We start from the raw sequence: 20,542 nt of genomic DNA, 5'->3' as shown, positions 1-20,542 counted from the left end.
AAGCCACTTTTTTAAAGTGGCTTTTTTGCATTACCAATAAGTGTAAAGGGGGTTTACAGTAAGTAACCTAAACTCAGGTTAGGTATTTTTAATAGTAACACCAAGGCAAACCACAAACGCCGCGGCAAGTTAATTAACCTGAACTCTGGTTAAGAGATTTACTAACGTATTGAATCATATTTATATTTAATTTTATTTTCTCTAGCCAGAGGTTTTCAGTGAAAACAAGGCGAATTTACGCGTCAATAGCTGGCCTATTGCAAGAAAATTCAACGCAGTTAGCGCTGAAAATAGCTGCTTGAGATAAGTTTATTATCCGGAGATCAGGTTAATATAGCCAAAAAGTACTCACTACCCCTTTAGGGATATAGTCCACTTTAACTATATTCACCTACACGCTAACATCAGCAATATAGAGATAAAGCCATCTAAATGCTTACTAATACTTAAGCTATCTTAATGCCTAGCTTAAGTATCGGACTTAACTATTATTTGAGTTGGTAAAATTTCGGTTTATACAATTAAATACCCACTGAGTTGGTAAAAAACCGGTTTGAGCTAGTGTTTATAGGCCCTCAGTTAGTAAAAAAGTGTTTTGTGGATTGCTCAAGTTAGTAAAAAATCGGTTTATTATAAGGTGAGTGTTCACTCAAAAAGCTAAAATCAGTCACTTATGGCCTTTATTTACAGTTTATAAAGCCATAAAAGTGCTAAAAAGGTTAAATAATGGGCTTTACACTAAGCTTGGTTAAACTCTGATCCGTAATTATAGCCAGCTAGTTAAATACTGATCTGTTGTGGGTAGCTACTTAACTGAACTGGTTAAAAGGTTTACTAAAGTATTAAACTGTAATGATAATTTTATTTTCTTTAATCAGAGGTTTTTGAGGAGTGGGGAGGAAACAAGGCAGCTTTACGCGCCCATAGCTGGCCTATTGCAAACAAATTCAATGCAGTTAACGTCAAAAAGTGACTAAAGCTAGCTTTATTACCCACAGACAGGTTACTTAATTATACGCATAAAAAAAGGGCCTTTCGGCCCTTTACGTAACACTATCTAGTTGAATTAGAATTGGTTCATGGTGTTATCTTCACCACCGGCTTTAAGCGCATTATCACCAGAGAAGTACTCTTTGTGTGTATCGCCAATGTTAGAGCCTGCAAGGTCTTGGTGCTTAACAGACGCTTGTTCGCGACGAATCTCTTGACGCTGTACATCACGTACATAAGCCAGCATGCCTAAGTCACCAAAGTAACCTTCTGACAAAATATCCGTACTTAATGCTGCTGTATGGTACGTTGGCAATGTGATTAAGTGATGGAAAATACCGGCTTCACGTGCACCATCACGTTGGAAGTTTTGTACTAGTAAATCGGCTGCTACTGCAAGCTCGGTAGCATCCATTTCTGGTGCCATAAGGCCTTTATTGTCACCCAAGCTTGGGTAAGCGCTAAGGTCACGGCCCGCTTCTTGCCATTCTTGATACACTTGCTCACGAAACTTAAGTGTCCAGTTAAACGACGGTGAGTTGTTATAAACAAGCTTAGCATCTGGCACTTGCTCTTTAACACGATTAACCAGCTCAGCAATTTGCTTAACATGTGGTTTTTCGGTTTCAATCCACAGTAAATCTGCACCCGACTGTAGGCTAGTTACACAATCTAGTACTACGCGGTCTTTTTCTGTACCTTCGCGGAACTGGAATAAACCATTATCAAGGCGCGTTGGTTTGCAAAGTTGGCCATTAAGCTTCATTGCAGTGTCGCCTTCATTTAAATCTTCAACACCGTTAATTGGCGTAGTTTCTAAAAATGCATTGTACTGGCTAGCTAAGTCACCTGGTGTTTGTGAAACCGGTACTTTTTGCGTTAGGCTGGCGCCTAGTGAATCGGTACGCGCAACAATAATACCGTTATCAATGCCCAGTTCTAAAAATGCGTAACGTACTGCGTTAATTTTAGCTAAAAAGTCTTCGTGCGGTACGGTTACTTTACCTGCTTGGTGGCCACATTGCTTAGCGTCAGACACTTGGTTTTCGATTTGAATTGCACAAGCACCTGCTTCAATCATTTTTTTAGCGAGTAGGTAAGTCGCTTCTTCGTTACCAAAACCGGCATCAATATCAGCAATAATTGGCACTACGTGCGTTTCAAAGTTATCAATTTTATCTAGTACCGCTTGTACGTCGCCGCCGTTTGCTTTAGCTGCATCTAGGTCATTAAATAAATGGTCTAGTTCACGTGCATCGGCTTGCTTTAAAAAGGTGTAAATTTCTTCAATTAGTGCCGGAACTGAGGTTTTTTCGTGCATACTTTGATCCGGAAGCGGACCAAACTCTGAACGAAGTGCCGCAACCATCCAGCCACTTAAGTATACATAACTACGCTTAGTTGTTTTTTGATGGCGCTTAATAGCCATCATCATTTGTTGCGCAGTAAATCCATGCCAACAACCTAAAGACTGAGTGTACTGGCTTGTATCTGCGTCGTATGCGGCCATGTCTTCACGCATAATGTCAGCAGTAAACTGTGCAATTTCTACCCCAGTACGAAAGCGATTTTGTAAACGCATACGTGTTGCATATTCAGGGTTAATGGTTTTCCATGCACTACCTTGTTTTTTACAAAGTGTTGCTAATGTATCTGTTTCGCTTTTATATGTAGTCATAATTAAAATCCTTTGAACGGGGTAAATTATTATAGTGTTATGAGAGTGACTGCTTTAGTTGCTCTGCAGCGCTTAATTAAACATTAGGCTTATTTTTCAGATTTAGTAAATTTATAGTTGTTATTGCGGCTATACATATCATGAATGAGCAAAATGCACTCAACCCCTCTTTTTTACGTTATGGTTACACTACGCACACTAAAATTTACAATATCGCGACCGTTTAAGGATTATTAAAATGCCCCATACTCTCACTCACTCAGGACTCAGCGTAGACAACCAACTAGCTGACTTTGTTAAAAACCAGCTATTACCTGGTACACATTTAAATGAGCAGCAATTTTGGCAGCGCTTTGCGCATATTGTACAAACATTAACGCCAGTAAATAGAGCTCTACTTGCTAAACGCGAACAGCTACAACAGCAAATTGATGAGTATCATCTGGCTAATAAAAGCTGGGATAAAGCCCAGTACCAGACGTTTTTAACCGACATAGGTTACCTTGTAAACGAACCTGAAAATTTTAGTATTGAAACAAAGAATGTTGAGCCCGAAATAGCACAAACAGCGGGACCACAGCTAGTAGTGCCGGTAAGCAATGCACGCTTTGCACTTAATGCTGCAAACGCACGTTGGGGTTCGTTATACGATGCCCTATACGGCACTGATGTACTAAGCGAAGAAGATGGTGCCGAAAAAGGCCGTACTTATAACTCAGTTCGTGGCTTTAAAGTAATGGCATACGCGAGGCAGTTTTTAGATAAAGCCTTGCCACTAGAAAACGGCTCGCATATAGAGAGCACTAATTATTCTGTTGTTGACGGTGCGCTGTCAATTACTCTACGCGACAGCTCACAAACCAAACTAAAAAAGCCTGAGCAATTAGTGGGTTACCAAGGTGAAGCACAAAACCCTAGCGTTATTTTGCTCAAAAATAATGGCCTACACCTTGAGCTACATATAGATCACCATCACCCAATAGGCCAAGCAGATAAAGCTGGCTTAAAAGATGTGGTACTTGAAGCTGCACTTACCACTATTATGGACTGCGAGGATTCTATAGCTGCGGTTGATGCAGAGGATAAAGTACAAGTTTATAAAAACTGGTTAGGTTTAATGCAAGGCAACTTAGTTGAATCGTTTAAAAAAGGCGATAACACAGTTGAACGTACCCTGCAAAGCGATCGCCAATATACGGCGCTAAATGGTGAAACCCTAAGCTTAAAAGGCCGCAGCATGATGTTTGTGCGCAATGTAGGCCACCTAATGACCAATCCAGCAATTACCGACGTAAGCGGTAACGATGTGTTTGAAGGCATTATGGATGCCATGTTTACTGCAACAGCGGCGCTGCATGATTTAAATTCTAGCAGTGCGCTTAAAAACTCCAGTGCGCAAAGTATAAATATTGTAAAACCTAAAATGCATGGTCCTGAAGAAGTGGCATTAACTAACACGCTATTTAACATGGTTGAAGAAGCACTTGGCTTAGAAAAAAACACCATTAAAATGGGCATTATGGATGAAGAGCGCCGTACTTCAGCTAACCTAAAAGCCTGTATTCATGCAGCAAAAGAGCGTGTAGTATTTATTAATACCGGATTTTTAGATAGAACAGGTGATGAAATTCATACCTCAATGCACGCCGGTGTGGTACTGCCTAAAGCCGCTATTAAATTAGAGCCGTGGATCAGCGCCTACGAAGATCGCAACGTAGACATTGGTTTGGCTTGTGGCTTAAGCCATAAAGCACAAATAGGTAAAGGTATGTGGGCTATGCCCGATAAAATGGCATTAATGATGGAGCAAAAAATAGCTCATCCTAAATCAGGTGCTAATACCGCGTGGGTGCCCTCCCCCACTGCAGCAACTCTGCATGCTATGCATTATCATGATGTAGATGTATTTAGCGAGCAGCAAAGCATTGCTAAGCGTGCTATTGCCAGCCTAGATGAGCTACTTACCCCGCCATTAATGGACGAGCCTGAGCTACTTAGCAAAGAAGATATTAAAACCGAGCTTGAAAACAACGCCCAAGGTATTTTAGGTTATGTAGTACGCTGGATTGACCAAGGGATTGGCTGCTCTAAAGTGCCCGACATAAACCACATTGGCCTTATGGAAGACAGAGCAACACTGCGTATTTCAAGCCAACATATGGCTAACTGGCTGCATCATGGTATTTGCAGCGAGCAACAAATTAGATCAACCATGGCTAAAATGGCAAAAGTGGTAGATGGCCAAAATGAACATGACAGTGCTTATAAGCCTATGGCAATTAGTGAGCAATCACTTGCTAATAATATTGCCTACCAAGCTGCACTAGCCTTAGTGTTAGAAGGAGCTAAGCAACCAAGTGGCTACACTGAGCCTTTATTGCACAGCTACCGCTTAAAATATAAAGCGCAGCAAGGTACTTAACACTTAACTTCAAGTAATAAAACACCCTAGTTAGCATACAAAAACCAGCCAAAGTGCTGGTTTTTATTTATTTGCCAAAAATACCAGCCATTATTAATAACTAAGGTGAATGGCTAACATTCATCTTAGTAGCCGTTATTAGTTTTTAACCACAAAAAAGCGCGTTTTGCTTACACAAAACACGCTTTTTCTAAAATTATTACCGCTTTAATATACAGCTTTAATTAGTTTTTGATGATTGCGTTGTGATAAATATTTTGTACGTCATCACAATCCTCAAGCATAGTGATGAACTTATCAAAGTTAGCAATTACTTCTTCATCTGTAATTTCAATATGTACTTGCGGGACAAAAGTAATTTCGTCTACTTCAAAATTAATGCCTTCAAACGCCTCTTCAAGGGCTGTTTTAGCTTTAAAGTATTCTGTATGTGGGGCAAACACCGATACTTTACCGTCTTCAACTTCAACATCGGTTACATCAACGTCAGCCATCATTAGTGCTTCTAACACAACTTCGTCATCATCGCCTGAAAAACCAAGTACAGCAAAATGATCAAACATATGTGCTACACAACCCGGTGTACCAATTTTTGAATCTGTTTTAGTAAAAGGCAAACGTACATCTTTAATAGTACGATTTGGGTTATCGGTTAAACAGTCAACAATAACCATACAATTTCCAGGGCCATAACCTTCGTAACGTGCAGTTGAGTAATCCTCCCCTGCTCCACCGGCGGCTTTTTCAATTGCTTTTTCGATAACATGCGCAGGCACTTGATCTTTTTTTGCCTTTTCGATTAAGCGGCGCAAAGTTTGGTTTACATCTGGGTCAGGTTCGCCGTTTTTAGCTGCAACGTAAATTTCTTTGCCGTATTTTGAATTTACTTTAGTTTTTGCGTTAGCCGTTTTAGCCATCGAACTTTTACGAACTTCAAATGCTCTGCCCATCATGTACCTCTAATGAATACGTTAAACTTGTCGACATTTTACCAATTCAAAACGTATTGGGCTAGCACCACGTTAATATATAACGTTTATAACACCACACTAATTACATAAAAAAACAAACAAGGCGCTATTTAACATAACACAACTTTTTGTGCGTAATTGTCAATTAAAGTAACTAACTGCGTAAAATCATGTAATACATAATCGGCCTGGCTAGCATAACTAGGAGTAACATCGGGGGCGTATAAACATGCACGCATATTGGCATTATGCGCTGCCTGAATATCATATAAAAAATCGCCCACATACAATAAATTACTTGGGCTCATATTCCACAAGTTAGCAATATTATTTAATGCACTCGGATCGGGTTTTGCTGGCGCGTCACTTCGGGTAAGCACTATTTCTATTGGCAGTGGATTATTTTGTAACTTAATAGCGGCCGCTTTGTCAAAATTGCGTGTAACTATCGCCATTGGAATGTTTTTAGCTTTAAGGGCATTTACAGCCTCACTCACACCGGGTAGCATTTTGGCATGTTGAGCGTCGAGTAACTCATGCTGATGTACAATATTCATTGCCTCTTCGCGCATATATGCTGAAGGCAATTGGGCAATATAATCGAGTAAGTCTTGCTCACACGGGCACCCTATTTGCGCTTTAATTAATGAAAAATCTAATTCTGATGACACTAAAGTGCCATCTAAATCAAAAATCACACCTTTAATCGCTTCAATCTGCATTTATATATCCTTCCTTGTATTTAATACCCATTGAATTAAACCCTATATAAAAATAACTTCATCGTTTATAAAACTAAATCACTGATGAATAACAAAATTTATATACCTAACCTGACCTCTGGTTAAGAGATTTACTAACATACTAAATCATAGTTATATTTAAATTTATTTTCTCTAGCCAGAGATTTTCAGTGAAAACAAGGCGAATTTACGCGTCAATAGCTGGCCTATTGCAAGTAAATTCAACGCAGTTAGCGCTGAAAGTAGCTGCTTGAGATAGATTTATTATCCAAAGTTCAGGTTACCTAGCTTGCTAAAAAGCACACTAATATACAAGGTATATTAACGTAATTTAGTATTAAGTCGATCAGAAAAACGGGAATGAAAATAACAAAAACGCGCACAGTGACTGTGCGCGTAGTTTGTAGGATTATTGTTGCTCAAACCTTGCTTCAAGCCAAGTATCGTCTTGAGTAAAGTTTAAGGTTTTTATTTTTCCTTGTCCTTCAACGTTAACCATATTAACTTGCGAAGGCCATAAGTCGCGCAGTGCACCGTTACTCATTTTAATTCCTGCAATTTTTACCGGAATTGGCGCTTCTTGGTAAACCCAAAAAAACTTGCCATCAACTTGTGCTCCTACAAAGTTAAGCGGCAGTGGTTCACCGTTTAACGTTTGTAGCGCAACATGCGACTCTACATACTTAGCAAAGCGTTGTTGATCTATTTTATTGCTAATAATATCAACCTTACCTTTAAATAAGTGCGCCACAGCATGCTCAGTATCGTGCAAATAAAAACGATGCATTAGCTCAATATTATTAGTACGTTTATTAAAAAGCACAGTAGTAACAGACGACTTTAATTGATGCGCCATACTAGGCGCAGCAATTAATAAACTAACAATAATTAGCAATATGCGCATTATTGTTGCTCCTCACTGCTGTTATTTTCGTCGCCTTTAGGTTCGTCTTTTTTAAGCTCGGTTTTAATATCTTGCATAATATCGCGGCTTACTTTTGCTTTGCTCTTTTCTTTTTTAAATACTTCTATGCGTGATGGAATAATACGACGTGGGTAGTTATTATTTTCAATATCTACGTCAGCCGTTTCCCAGCGCGGATCGATAGTAACCGACACCAGCGATTTATTTTTGTCTGTCACTATTAGTTTTTGCACATTTTTATAATTACGACGCCAAATTTCGGCCGCAATATAACGCTCTTCTTTGCTGCCATCTTCAAAAGTCAGCTCTAATAGAATAGGCATTACTAAGCCGCCTACGTTAGAAAACTCCATTACGTAGTAGTTTTGGTCTTCTTTTATTGCACGCTCAAGCGTTTTACGCTCCCACGGCTCTAAGCCCTTTAAAAACTTGTTGTACGCGTTGCGTTCTTTATTAGTAACGGTAAAACGGTCGTTTTCGTCATAAAAGTCGGTAACATCGGGATTTTCTTCTACCCAGGTTTTTTTACCTTGTGCGCGGTTACGCTCTACAAACAGCGAAGTTGGCTTATTTGCTTCAATATCGCGCAATCGACTAAAATCAATATCAGGGTTTTTAGTGTCTAAACGCAGTTGATATACCTTATCTAAAGCAATATCTACGTGATCTGTGGTAAAAAACCAACCACGCCAAAACCAATCTAAATCAACACCCGAAGCTTCTTCCATGGTACGAAAAAAATCAGCTGGGGTAGGGCGCTTATACTTCCAGCGCTGGGCGTATTCTTTAAACGCAAAATCAAACAGCTCTCGGCCTAAAATAACTTCACGTAAAATATTAAGTGCAGCAGCGGGTTTAGTGTACGCGTTAGGGCCTAAACGCAATACGCTGTCTGACTGGGTCATTATAGGCACTTGAATTTCTGACTTCATATACGCCACTATATCGCGCGGCTCAACACCCCATGGAATGCTTGGATCCCACTCTCGCCCTGCAACACCGTCTAAAAAGCTATTTAAACCTTCATCCATCCAAGTCCATTGGCGCTCATCTGAGTTTACTATCATCGGAAAGTAAATATGACCCACTTCATGGATCACTACACCGAGTAAAAATCGTTTTTCTGCTTGAGAGTAAGTACGAGTTCCATCATCTTGCAGCTTAGTGCGCGGGCCATTAAAGGTGATCATTGGGTATTCCATACCACCAACAGGGCCATTTACTGACTGCGCGGTTGGGTATGGGTAATCAAATGAATACTTTGAATACACTTCCATAGTGTGAATAACAGCTTCGGTTGAATATTTTTTCCATAAATCGCCCCCTTCTTTAGGGTAAAACGACATAGCCATAACCAATGGCTGCTCATCACCGCCTTGCTGATAGCCTTTAGCATCCCACATAAATTTGCGTGACGACGCCCAAGCAAAGTCGCGTACGTTATTAGCTTTAAAGTGCCACGTTTTAGTTTTATCTGTACTGGATTTTTCGTTATCGAGCGCTTCTTCTTCACTAACAATAAACACAGGGCGTTTAGCATTTTCGGCTTGCTTTAAACGTTTGCGTTGCGTGCTCGTTAATACGCTACTTGCGTTATTAAGCTTACCCGTTGCCGACACGATATGGTCCGCAGGTACGGTAATTTCAACATCGTAATCACCAAACTCTAAGGTAAATTCGCCGCCACCTAAAAATGTTTTATTAGTCCAAGCTTCGTAATCAGTATAAGCAGCTAAACGCGGAAACCACTGCGCCACTAAAAATATATCGTTACCATCTTTTTCAAAGTGCTCATAGCCCGAGCGTGCGCCTACTGCATCTTCTTCAACTAAATTAAATGCAAAGTTCATGCTAAATTCGGCTTCTTTACCTGGCTTTAACGGCTTATTTAGGTCAATGCGCATTAAGGTATCAACCACGGTTACACGTAACTCGTTGCCATTGTCATCTTTTACATTGCTAATTGTATAGCCAAGCTCGTTGTCACTCATAAACTGTTGACGACGAAGGTCGCCTAAACTTAACTTGGCGGGTTTATCGGCTGGTAAACTTGTTAAAGTACTTTTAAACGTTTGAGTGGTTTCTGCAATTGAATCATTTTTAAAAACGTTTTGATCTAACTGTAACCATAAGTACTTTAATGTGTGTGGTGAATTGTTTTTATATTCTATTTTTTGGCTACCGCTTATACGGCGCTTTTTTTCGTCTAATTGTACGTCAATATCGTAATTAACGCGTTGCTGCCAATAATTTTCGCCAGGTTCTCCGGCAGCACTTCTATAAACATTTGGTGTTGGCAATGCTTCGTCTAGTTGACGAAACTTATCGATATAGCTGCCTTTGGTTTGCTCAATAGCAGACGCTAAAACAGTGCTCGACATTGCTATTGGCAATATAACCGCACTTAGCGTATAAATTATTTTTTTCATTATTAAACCTGTTAGATTTTAGTGTGCGCACTTTGACAAAATTATCGTTTTCCTTCAATAAAATAACGATAAAGTGCGACTTTTTCAGGCTAGTTTTCACTATTTTTTTACAATTAAAGCGCATTATTCTTTTTGATAAAATTAATTAAACGTGAATTAAAACGACAAACTGTAAAGGGGCTTTACAGTTTGTCGTTTTAAATAAAAATAATTGCCAAATATCAGCTAAAAATAACGGCTTACAGCTACTAAATCTCCCTCTGTATTTTGGCTTCAAAGGTAGCCAAATGTAATTATTTAGCAAAAAAGTTAATCCCTTTGTATGAGAAACCGCCAATAGTGAAGTTTAAGGTTGATCTTTGTATCCATTTGTACTTAGAATCGCCCACTTTTTTCATTTGAGGGTAATTTAATATAATTATTTTCAAATATGTTTATTAATATTTTAGTGTTGAAAAGTGTGGTGGTGTATGGATTTTTATGTTCTAAAAAAGCAGCAAAAACTAATTGCTATTCCAGCAGACGCGCAAAACTGTAAGCAGTATTTAAACTCAGGTTATTTGTATATTGACAAAGTGGCCGCTTGTAACGAAAAAAATGCATTGAAAGCGTTACAAGCTAAAAAAGCCAAAGCAATTAAACTGCCGTTATTTATGGCACTTTTAGCCTTGCCTCTTATTTATGTTGGTTGGTTTAGCTTAGGAGCTAGCTAAAGCCCATTCACCCTAGCAAGATGAGCCTATAAGGTTGCATCTTTAACTGCCTTGGGTATATTGGCGCTCTTACGATTTTTTAAGAGCGCTACATGAAAGTTCTGCACACTTCTGATTGGCACCTTGGCCAACAATTTTATGAATATGACCGTCGTCATGAACACCTTGCTTTTTTCACTTGGCTGTTAGCCACTCTCGTTGAGCAACAAATAGATTTACTGCTCGTTGCTGGCGATATTTATCATACTGCAACCCCCAGTGCTAGCGCCGAGAATCAACTCTATCAATTTATTAAAGATGCCAAAAAGCAGTGCCCTAATTTACATGTAGTAATTATTGCTGGGAACCACGACTCTGCAAATCGTATTTTAGCCGCGCAACCGTTACTCGCTCAATTTGATACCCATGTTGTAGGGCGTTTTGAGGCAACAGCAGCGGCTGATACCGTAATCACTATTAACACTAACAAAAAACGCGCTGTAATCGTTGCCATGCCATTTTTGCGCGCAAGCGATGTAACTACACTCAGCCAAACCAAAAGCGGCCCTAGCTATGCCCAAGGCGTTAAAAAGGCATATGAACTTGCCCTTGAGCATGCAGCTACTTTACAAAGTGAAAATACCCCGTTAATTGTTATGGGGCACCTTCATGCTAAAGGCGGCGATATATCGAGTGACTCTGAGCGCAACTTAGTAATAGGCGGCGAAGAAGCCATATCTGCTAACGTATTTGGTAAACAAGCACACTACGTTGCGCTGGGGCATTTACATAAAGCGCAGCAAGTTGCTAAAAATGAATGCATTAGATACAGCGGTACGCCAATTCCTATGTCGTTTTCAGAGCGAAATTACAGCCACCAAGTAAATGTAGTTGAATTTAATAGCGATGAAAAACAGCAAATTAGTGTAACTGTAAACCCCCTTTACATTCCTCGTTTAGCGGATGTAATAGTTTTACCGAAAGGGGAGTGCGTACCACTAGCTGAGCTATGCGAGGAAATTAAAGCCCTCGACACCACAGCCAATACAATAGCACCATATTTACGGGTAAAACTTAAATCTAGCGATACCGACACCACCTTCAGAGAACAAATAGAACAAGCTCTTGAGGGTAAACATATTCGTTTTTGTGGCATAGAACGCGTGCGCGAACAAGCAGCTAACAATGAAGGCGGCGCAGTATTTGAAGATTTAAGTGAAGTTGAAATGCTCAACCCACTTAATTTATTAGAACAAGCATTTGCAAACGACAAAGATATGCACGGTGAAAGCGTACCCGACGCACTAAAAAATCTATTAAACGATGTTATTAACGAACTAGAGGAGCAACAGCAACTATGAAAATAACCGCAGTGCGTATTCATAACTTAGCTTCTATTGTTGATGCCGAAATAGACTTTTTAGCAGCCCCGCTAAAAGACGCCGGATTATTTGCAATTACCGGCGATACCGGCGCAGGTAAAAGCACTATTTTAGATGCTATTTGCTTAGCTTTATATGCTAAAACCGCAAGGTTAGGTGGCGATAGAGGCAATAAGGTAGAGTTTCAAGGCGACAGTATTAGGCTTAATGACGCGCGTAATTTACTTAGGCGAGGAACGTCTAATGGCTTTGCTGAAGTAGACTTTGTAGGACAAGATAAAGAAAGTTACCGAGCGTGTTGGAGCGTTAATCGCTCGCGAGGCAAAAGCGACGGCAATTTACAAGCAGCACAGCATACGCTTCATTTGTTACCTGATGATACGTTAATTTCATCAGATAAAAGTAAAACAGTAAAACAAATAGAAGCCAAAATAGGCTTAACCTTTGATCAGTTTTCGCGAGCAGTGTTATTAGCGCAACACGAATTTGCCGCGTTTTTAAAAGCCACCGGCGATGAGCGCGCACAGCTTTTAGAATGCTTAACCGGTACCGATAAATTTAGCCGTATTGGTGTACGTATTTTTGAGCGTAATAAAGAGCTAAAAGAAAAGTTTGAATTACTCCAAGCGAGTTTAGCAAGTTACACATTACTAAGTGAAGATGAATTAGCCGCTAAACAAACTTCGCTTAATGAATTAAAACTGCAAATTGAACACACTAAAAAAACCTTAACAACTACAGAGCAAAATTTAAATTGGTATAAACAAGCCAATACGCTTGAGCAAGCTCTTAAACAAGCACAGCAAAACCAGCAACAAGCGCAAAACGAGCTTAATGCTATTGCTCAGCAAAGTGAGCAAGCTAAACAAGCACAAAGCGCACTTGAAATTAAAGATAACCGCAGTCGCTTTAAAAGTTTAACAGCTCAAAATATTGAGTTAAATACGAAAGTAAGTGACTTAAAAAGTATAGATCACACTGCAATAATTACTGCGCATGCTAATACGCTTAGTAAGCACCAAGAGATATTACAAACAGCTAAAGAACAAAAAAAAACTGCTGAGCCTATTATTGCTAAAGCGCGCGAGCTCGACAGTCAATTAGCTATTCAAGCACAAACCATTGCAAGCCTTACCCAGCAAAGCGAAAAAGAGCAATTACAATTAAACGATTTGCAGCAGCAATTTAAGCAAAGCCAATCTGTGCTTGATGAAGCTACAAAATTAAGTGCCCAGCATCAGCAGTGGTTAACTACGCACACACAATTAAAACCTTTAGCCAATGATTGGAATTACTATCAGCACAGTTTTAATCAGTTTTTAAACGCAACTGAGCAATTAAAAACAACGGCACATCAAAACCAAAAATTAGTGGCTGAGCAGGCTAAGCAAGCGACGCTTTTAACCGCGCAAAATACAAAGGTTGAGTCACAAGAACAGCTACTTGCTAGTGAGCAAAAAAATCTTAACCAATTAAATGAGCAGCAACGCCAATTTAATATTGAACAGTGCGATGCAAAGCTTAAAAATATTGATTACTTAAAAGATCAACGCGAGCGCTATAAACAGTTTAATCATGAACTAAAATACAGCACACAACAGCAAACACGCGTTGCAGAAAAACTTATCCAAAGTGAGCAAGCGCAAAACGCATTATTACAAAATTTGGCTTCGTGCGAGCAAACGCTTAAGCACAACGAATACACGCTTAGCCAAGCACGCCTTCGCGCCAGTGAAAATGTAGAACACTTACGTACACAACTTGCTCCTAACGAGCCATGTTTAGTGTGCGGTGCAACTGAGCACCCCTATGCAAGCACTCAAAACCAGCAATTAAATAACTTAATAGCCGACTTTGAAGCAGCTTATAACAATGCAAAACAGCAACGCGATAGCGCCCAAACCCAGCTGCATCAGCACCAAACACAACATGCTGTGTTAGTAGCCGAGCAAACGCAACATAGCCAAGCAATACAAACTGCACAGACTAAGCAGCTAGAAATTAAAACGACCATGCAAGACGCACGCACCGAGCTTAACGATTTAACAACCGAGAAGCTTGATGAAACCTATAAGCAACTCAGTGAGCAAAAAACTCAGTACTTTGCAGTACAAACACAGCTGCGTACCTTACAAGAAAAAGTAAATCAGCAGCTTAATGCTTTAAAAACCGAGCAACACGCACAGCAGCAATTACAAAACCAGCATGTTGAGTTAACTAATCAGCTAAACCAATTAAGCAGTAAACATAACGAGCTAAGCGTACAAATAAACGAGCTAAGCGCAGCGCTTAACGCGCAATTTGAACACAGCGACTTTTGGCAGCAGCTGCAAAGTGAATCGCTTACCCTAAGCGATTTAAACAAACAGGTTGAGCAATACCAGCAAACACTAACGCAGCTTGAGCAAAGCCAAAAACAGCTCGACAGTGCAAACCAGCAACTACAGCAATTAACGCCATTAATGACTAAAAGTGAGCACGCACTTAAAGCATTAAATGACGATTTAGCCAAAGCGCAGCAACAGCAAAATATTACGCAAAGCCAGCGATTAGCTTTATTTAATAATGAGCAAATAAGCGCAAGCGACTATCAAACCAAACTAGCCATGCAGCTTGAGCAATGCCAAACACAGCTAAATGCCAGCCAACAAGCGCACGATAACGCAATTAAACAGCGTGACGAGCATGCCATAACACTTAAAAATGTTGAGCAACGCTTGCAAGAGCACGCCCAGGAGCTAACCAGCCTTGAGGCACGTTACTTAGAGTGGTTTACTGACTTTAAAGCGCAACATAGCGATGCAACACACGAACAGGTCACTATTTTACTAACCTTAAGTAGCGAGCAAATTAAAGCGCACTTAAAACAGTTTGAACAAGTATCACAAACGCTAACCGATACAAATGCAGCGCTTAAACAGCAACAAAAATCGTACACTGAGCATCAAAATACTGACAAGCCTTCAAAAAACCACGATGAGTTAACTGAGCAGCTAAATGTATTAAATACCCAGCAAACAGAGCTACAAAATAGCTTGCTCGCCACTAATACCGCTATTGAGCAGCACAACCAAAATGCTAAAACGCTCAAAGGCAAACAAGCTGAGTTAACTACGCTTAAAACGCAAGTTGATCAGTGGCATTTACTTAATAAAGTATTAGGCGATGCAACCGGTAAAACCATGCGTAATTTAGCGCAAACGCAAACTTTAAAAATACTGCTGCACTATGCAAATAGTCATTTAAAAACCCTTAATAAACGCTATGAATTAACCGCTATTGAGCACTCTTTAGATATTGCTATTATTGACCGCGACATGGCCGATGAGCAACGCTCTGTAAATACGCTCTCTGGTGGTGAATCATTTTTAGTCTCTTTGGCGCTGGCTTTAGGGCTTGCTTCATTGTCGTCAAACAAAGTACAAATCAATTCTTTGTTTATTGACGAAGGGTTTGGTACGTTAGACAGCGAAACGCTCAGTGTTGCAATGGATGCACTTGATTCATTACAAGCACAAGGGCGAAAAGTAGGTGTTATATCGCATGTAAGCGAAATGAGTGAGCGCGTAGCAACACAAGTCCATGTGGCTAAAAAGCCGGGCGGTTATTCTAGCGTAGAAATTGTGTGATATTAATTTATATTGATAACACCCATTGTATTTATGATCCCCAAAAAACTTGGGGTCTATAAAGGAAGTAATAATGCCAACATTTACAGATGATCAAGCAACACAATACGATAGCCGCATTACGCGACTAGTACCAGGCTACGAGTTATTGCATCAACTAACTAATGCGCAACTGCAAGCCACATTAAAAGATAACGCACATATTTTAGTGGTAGGGGCGGGGACTGGCAAAGAGGTAATTGAATTAGCTAGCATTAATCCAACATGGAAGTTTACCGCACAAGATACCTCAAACGACATGCTTAGTGTTGCTAGCGATAAGTTTGCTGAGCAAGGAATAAGCGATAGAGTAACTGTACATTGCGGGCCTTTAGAAAAACTTAAAACTAAAGCCGATGCAGCCTTATGCTTATTAGTGCTACAGTTTGTAGAAGATAATGGCGATAAAAAGCAAGTTCTTAAAAACATTAAAGCAAGTCTGAACAAAGAAGCTGCACTGTATATTGCTGATTTAATGCGCCCAGAAACCTTATTTGAGCGTGATGCCCAGCTTTTAACTTGTGCAAAACTAGGCTTAGGTGAGGCCGGACAAACTCATATTCGTCATAGCCTAGAAAATGAATTTTATCCGTTAGATCGCATGCGTTTTAGCGAGCTACTGCATGAGTGTGGATTTAGCACTATTCCTAAATTGTACTTTAAAGCGCTAGGTTTTAGCGGCTATGTAATTTAGTAACTGCTTAACTTAGTAACTTAGTAACTACACCACTTAGTAGCTAAGCTTTAAATATTAAACAGCCCCGCCTAGCGCAGGGCTTTTTTAATGGGGTATATAATTAAAAATGCAGGTTTCGGGCTCGAACAATATCTTTCATCACAATGGTTGAGGTTAAACGTTGCACGCCTGGCAGCGCCGACAGTTTATCATCGTATAATTTTTGAAACGCGCCTAAATCCCTAGTCACCACATGTATTAAATAATCAGGTGTACCAAACAAACGCTGCGCATTAGTTATTTGTGGAATATCTTCAACTGCTAATTCAAGTTTAGCCAACGATGCTTTATCACCTTCTTTAATAGTAATAAAAACCAACGCAGAAAAATTAAGCCCTACTTTTTCTGGAGAGATCTCCGTCCTGTAGCCCACAATTGCTTTGGTTTTTTCTAATTCTTTAACTCGGCGGTGACATGGCGAAACACTAAGCCCCACGCGATCTGCAAGTTCTGAAAGAGTGAGTCGGCCATCAACTTGCAGCTCAGCAAGAATTTTCCGATCTATGCTATCCATATTCAATTGTTTCCTAATAATGGCGTTTAATAAGGTAAAATATAGTATTTTTTCCCCATAAGAAAGCAATAAAATAAGCTCCCAATTATTTTAGGTTATTGTTGATGGATATTAATGTTATTTTTTCTTTTTGGCTGGTGTCAATATTGTTTGTACTTACCCCTGGTGCTGATTGGGCGTATACCATAAGCGCAGGAATTGCGGGAGATAAAATTATTCCGGCAGTTTCAGGGCTCTTGTTAGGCCACCTTATTGCCGCGCTGATTGTAGTGGTAGGTTTGGGTGCTATTTTAGCTTCACATGTGATGTTAATGAAATTTTTAACCTTATTTGGCGCACTGTATGTTGTTTGGATCGCGGTTTCGCTTTATAAAAACCCGCCAGTACCCGCAGTATATAATGGCGCTGCTAGTGAATTAGGCGAAACACCATTAAAGTGGATGAAAAAAGGCTTTATTATTAGCGGGTTAAATCCTAAAGTAATGCTGCTATTTTTAGCATTATTGCCACAATTTGTATTTCCGACCTTTTCATTTTCGATCACCGAGCAGCTGTTAGTATTAAGCGTAATTCATTTAATTGGCTGTGGCTTTGTATATTGGTTTATTGGTGTTAGCGCCCGAAAAATATTAAGCAATAACCCGGCACTTGCGATTAAATTTGGTCGACTTTCTGCCATTATATTATTTATTTTAGGCTCTTTAATGCTGTTTGATAGCGCACAAAAGCTACTAGTACACTTACAGTAATATACGCTTCATAAAACAAATAAAGCCTAAGTAGTACTTTAGACACCACTTAGGCTTTTTTATTACTAATATTATATGCATCAACCACTTTGCTACATAAGCATGTAATTTAAACTTCATAAAAATTTAATTCTCAAGTATTAAGGGTATTCATTAAGCTTTAACTCTGTAAGCAAAGATATAAACAAACCAGATAAATACACTATTTTAAAGCAAACTATTCAACCAGCAACACTTCTCAATTAAGCTTAATTACTGGCTTACAAATATTAATATATGTTTTATGCCTAGGTACTCTTTTACATACTTGTTTTGTATTAGTAGCACTTTCAACAACATTATTTATATTACTTGCTGGCACATTACTGCAGCCAGAAAGTGCGACTGTACTTAGTGTCGAAATTATTATCAGTATATATTTTTTCATTAGCTTACTCTCAAAAGGCTTATATAGTCGGTTTATAAGCAGCCTGAATAATTATTTTCAGGCTACCAATTAGGCTTTAATTATGAGCCGTTAAGCATCAACAAAAATAACTTCGCCAGTAATAAAACCATCAACCGAACGCTCGAACGCTTTACCTACAAGTTTGCTTGGTACTGGCTGAAAACCTGGCATCATTTCGCCGTATACGTCCCATGCTTCTTCAAGTACGGTAGGGTTAACAACATTAATACGTGTACCACGTGGCATTTCAAGCGATACGCATTTAACAAACGTATCTATTGCGCCGCTGGTTGTTGCATCAGCAATCGCAAACGGAATAGGCTTAACGTTTAAAATACCGCTAATTAATGTAAATGAACCGCCAGCAGCAATGTACTTTTGGCCAATGCGTACAAGGTTAATTTGCCCCATCATTTTGCTCATAATAGTGCTCATCCACTGGGCTTCGCTCATATCTGCGAACGTTTCGTACTCACATAAACCTACGGTATTAACTACGGCATCAAAATGGCCTACTTTTTCATACAGCTCAGTAATTGATTGCTCGCTGGTAATATCAACAATATGATCTACATCGCCAGAGCGACCTGCTGTAATTACTTTATGCTTAGATAAACCGGTTAATGCCGCTTGACCCATTTTTCCTAGCGCGCCTATTAAAATTACTGTTTTCATTGTTTGCTCCAATCATTTGTTCACTTTAGTGTGTAGGAGCATAGTAAGGGGGTATCTCAACAATTAGAAACAACCCTTTTATGTAAGTGATACAAGATAATTTGGTTATGTGCTAAGTTAAGTATTATTACTTAAACAACACTGGCAGCAGTATGAGCAAGTTAGACCAATTAGATATAAAACAATTACGTATTTTCCAAGCGCTCATTCGCGAGAAAAACGCCTCAAAAGCAGCGAGTAAATTGGGCTTAACCCAACAAGCAGTGAGTGAGCAACTAAAAAAGCTACGCGATGTATTTGACGATCATTTGTTTTTAAGAAAAACCAATGGCTTTGTGCCCACGCCCTACGCTGAAGAGCTGTCGGTGGATATAGACAAACTATTAAATGACTTTCAGGCACTGCTTGCGCCTAAAGTGTTTGATCCAAAAACAGTTAACGGCACCTTCGTAATAGCCGCTACTGACTATGCACAACAAGTTGTTTTACCAGCATTAGTTAAAGCACTCCGGGCACAAGCGCCAAATTTAAAGCTAATAATAAGAGACTTCGAACTAGATAACCTGCACGATCTAATGGAAAGCGGCAAAGTAAACCTAGCTATTGCATTTCCTGACTATATTCCAAGTACTTATCCCATTATTAAATTGTTTGAAGAGCAACACATTTGCGTTACATCACCTAATTCTTCAATAGCAGGTACTAAGCCAAGCCTTGCTGAAATCGCCAGTTATCCAAGTATTATTGCCTCGCCTTCACGCCCTAACTTTAAAGGTTCTATTGACGATTGGTTTAAAAGCTTTAATTTAACGCGTAACGTAGTGGTATCGGCGCCATGTTTTTCTATTGTACCTATGTACCTAGAAACTACCGACTCCATCGCATTTTTACCTTCACGTGCGGTAAGCTCAGAGCTGGTAAAAATTGATTTGCAGCAATTGCCCGCCCCGTTTGACGTAATAGCTGCGTGGCATCCGCGCTACAGTAAAAACCCGCTGCATAAATGGGTAGTATCAAAGTTGGTGGTTGAGTAATTCGAGAGTTATTATTTGTAATAAAAAAAAGCGGATATTAGACCTTTTTTATAAAACTTTTAGGGGAATAGCATCATAAAACGCAGGTCAGTTAAGCGAAGCGCCACCCAACGGGCGAATGTCACCATCACTTCAGATCATTGCTGTATCAACTTAAAATACCCTCACTTAACATTTAAAGCCAAGCTAGCCTCACCAACCTCTGTCAGAAATTAAAATGACACCCACTCTAATAATTAATCCCTTTGATGTTTATCTAAATAAACATTACTGAGCTTAAAATCCCCTTAGCTTTAACAATCTCTCTGCTTATTTAAATAATATTCAAATAACGCTGTTTTTATTCATTTTTAGACATGCAAAATACTGTGCTTTCACAGTGAAGGGAAATAACGGGTAACTTTTTGAAGTAACGCTTTAAGCCAGTAGCTTTTCGCAGTTACTCACGTTGGTGCGCCGCTTTCTGTTTAGGTGTTCGCAGTATCC

General features: G+C 39.5%; 14 protein-coding genes. 7 read left to right on the top strand and 7 right to left on the bottom strand.

From position 1 onward, the window contains the following. Positions 1-1,066: 1,066 nt before the first annotated feature. A complete protein-coding gene (locus tag H5079_RS12420) occupies positions 1,067-2,668 on the bottom strand; it encodes an isocitrate lyase (RefSeq protein ID WP_011329704.1) in 1,602 nt (533 codons plus the stop codon). 238 nt (positions 2,669-2,906) lie between these two features. On the opposite strand from H5079_RS12420, the gene H5079_RS12415 reads away from it, so the two are divergent. Further along, entirely contained in the window at positions 2,907-5,090 is a 2,184-nt protein-coding gene (locus tag H5079_RS12415) for a malate synthase G (protein WP_011329703.1), read from the top strand. A gap of 224 nt (positions 5,091-5,314) precedes the next feature. On the opposite strand, the gene H5079_RS12410 is transcribed toward H5079_RS12415, so the two are convergent. The 4 genes from H5079_RS12410 to H5079_RS12395 form a co-directional block, all read right to left on the bottom strand. Beyond that, positions 5,315-6,040, bottom strand: coding sequence for a YebC/PmpR family DNA-binding transcriptional regulator (locus H5079_RS12410; protein ID WP_011329702.1), 726 nt, complete (start codon positions 6,038-6,040; stop codon positions 5,315-5,317). Positions 6,041-6,171: 131 nt separating this feature from the next. Further along, a complete protein-coding gene (locus H5079_RS12405) occupies positions 6,172-6,783 on the bottom strand; it encodes an HAD family hydrolase (protein WP_182684201.1) in 612 nt (203 codons plus the stop codon). Positions 6,784-7,213: 430 nt separating this feature from the next. Further along, on the bottom strand, positions 7,214-7,708 hold the full coding sequence (locus H5079_RS12400) for a DUF6702 family protein (protein WP_058374662.1): 495 nt from the start codon (positions 7,706-7,708) through the stop codon (positions 7,214-7,216). Continuing rightward, a complete protein-coding gene (locus H5079_RS12395) occupies positions 7,708-10,158 on the bottom strand; it encodes a M1 family metallopeptidase (RefSeq protein WP_182684200.1) in 2,451 nt (816 codons plus the stop codon). Before H5079_RS12395 ends, H5079_RS12400 begins: the two co-directional genes overlap by 1 nt. Positions 10,159-10,628: 470 nt before the next feature. Between H5079_RS12395 and H5079_RS12390 the strand changes: the two genes are divergently transcribed. The 4 genes from H5079_RS12390 (at position 10,629) to H5079_RS12375 (ending at position 16,594) form a co-directional block, all read left to right on the top strand. Beyond that, positions 10,629-10,871, top strand: a complete 243-nt coding sequence (locus tag H5079_RS12390) for a hypothetical protein (RefSeq protein ID WP_011329698.1) — start codon at positions 10,629-10,631, stop codon at positions 10,869-10,871. A 92-nt stretch (positions 10,872-10,963) separates the two neighbouring features. Further along, on the top strand, positions 10,964-12,211 hold the full coding sequence (locus tag H5079_RS12385; RefSeq protein WP_182684199.1) for an exonuclease SbcCD subunit D C-terminal domain-containing protein: 1,248 nt from the start codon (positions 10,964-10,966) through the stop codon (positions 12,209-12,211). Continuing rightward, entirely contained in the window at positions 12,208-15,861 is a 3,654-nt protein-coding gene (locus H5079_RS12380; protein ID WP_182684198.1) for an AAA family ATPase, read from the top strand. Before H5079_RS12385 ends, H5079_RS12380 begins: the two co-directional genes overlap by 4 nt. A gap of 73 nt (positions 15,862-15,934) precedes the next feature. Beyond that, positions 15,935-16,594 (top strand): class I SAM-dependent methyltransferase, encoded by a 660-nt coding sequence (locus tag H5079_RS12375; RefSeq protein WP_011329695.1) that lies wholly within the window; start codon positions 15,935-15,937, stop codon positions 16,592-16,594. Between the two features lie 103 nt (positions 16,595-16,697). Here the strand turns inward: H5079_RS12375 and H5079_RS12370 are convergent, their stop codons facing one another. Further along, the gene (locus tag H5079_RS12370; protein WP_011329694.1) at positions 16,698-17,150 is read right to left on the bottom strand and encodes an Lrp/AsnC family transcriptional regulator; all 453 of its coding nucleotides are present in this window, start codon (positions 17,148-17,150) and stop codon (positions 16,698-16,700) included. A 104-nt stretch (positions 17,151-17,254) separates the two neighbouring features. Between H5079_RS12370 and H5079_RS12365 the strand changes: the two genes are divergently transcribed. Next, a complete protein-coding gene (locus tag H5079_RS12365) occupies positions 17,255-17,899 on the top strand; it encodes a LysE family translocator (protein ID WP_011329693.1) in 645 nt (214 codons plus the stop codon). Positions 17,900-18,416: 517 nt separating this feature from the next. Here H5079_RS12365 and H5079_RS12360 read toward each other — a convergent pair. Beyond that, complete coding sequence (locus H5079_RS12360) at positions 18,417-19,022, bottom strand: short chain dehydrogenase (protein ID WP_058374655.1); 606 nt, start codon at positions 19,020-19,022, stop codon at positions 18,417-18,419. 152 nt (positions 19,023-19,174) lie between these two features. On the opposite strand from H5079_RS12360, the gene H5079_RS12355 reads away from it, so the two are divergent. Beyond that, the gene (locus H5079_RS12355) at positions 19,175-20,056 is read left to right on the top strand and encodes a LysR family transcriptional regulator (protein ID WP_182684197.1); all 882 of its coding nucleotides are present in this window, start codon (positions 19,175-19,177) and stop codon (positions 20,054-20,056) included. Positions 20,057-20,542: the final 486 nt, after the last annotated feature.

It is taken from the genome of Pseudoalteromonas sp. SG44-5, assembly GCF_014164175.1.
Classification (GTDB): Bacteria; Pseudomonadota; Gammaproteobacteria; order Enterobacterales; family Alteromonadaceae; genus Pseudoalteromonas; species Pseudoalteromonas nigrifaciens.
The sequence above is the reverse complement of the archived record's forward strand: the minus strand, read 5'-3'. Positions and strand labels throughout refer to the sequence as shown.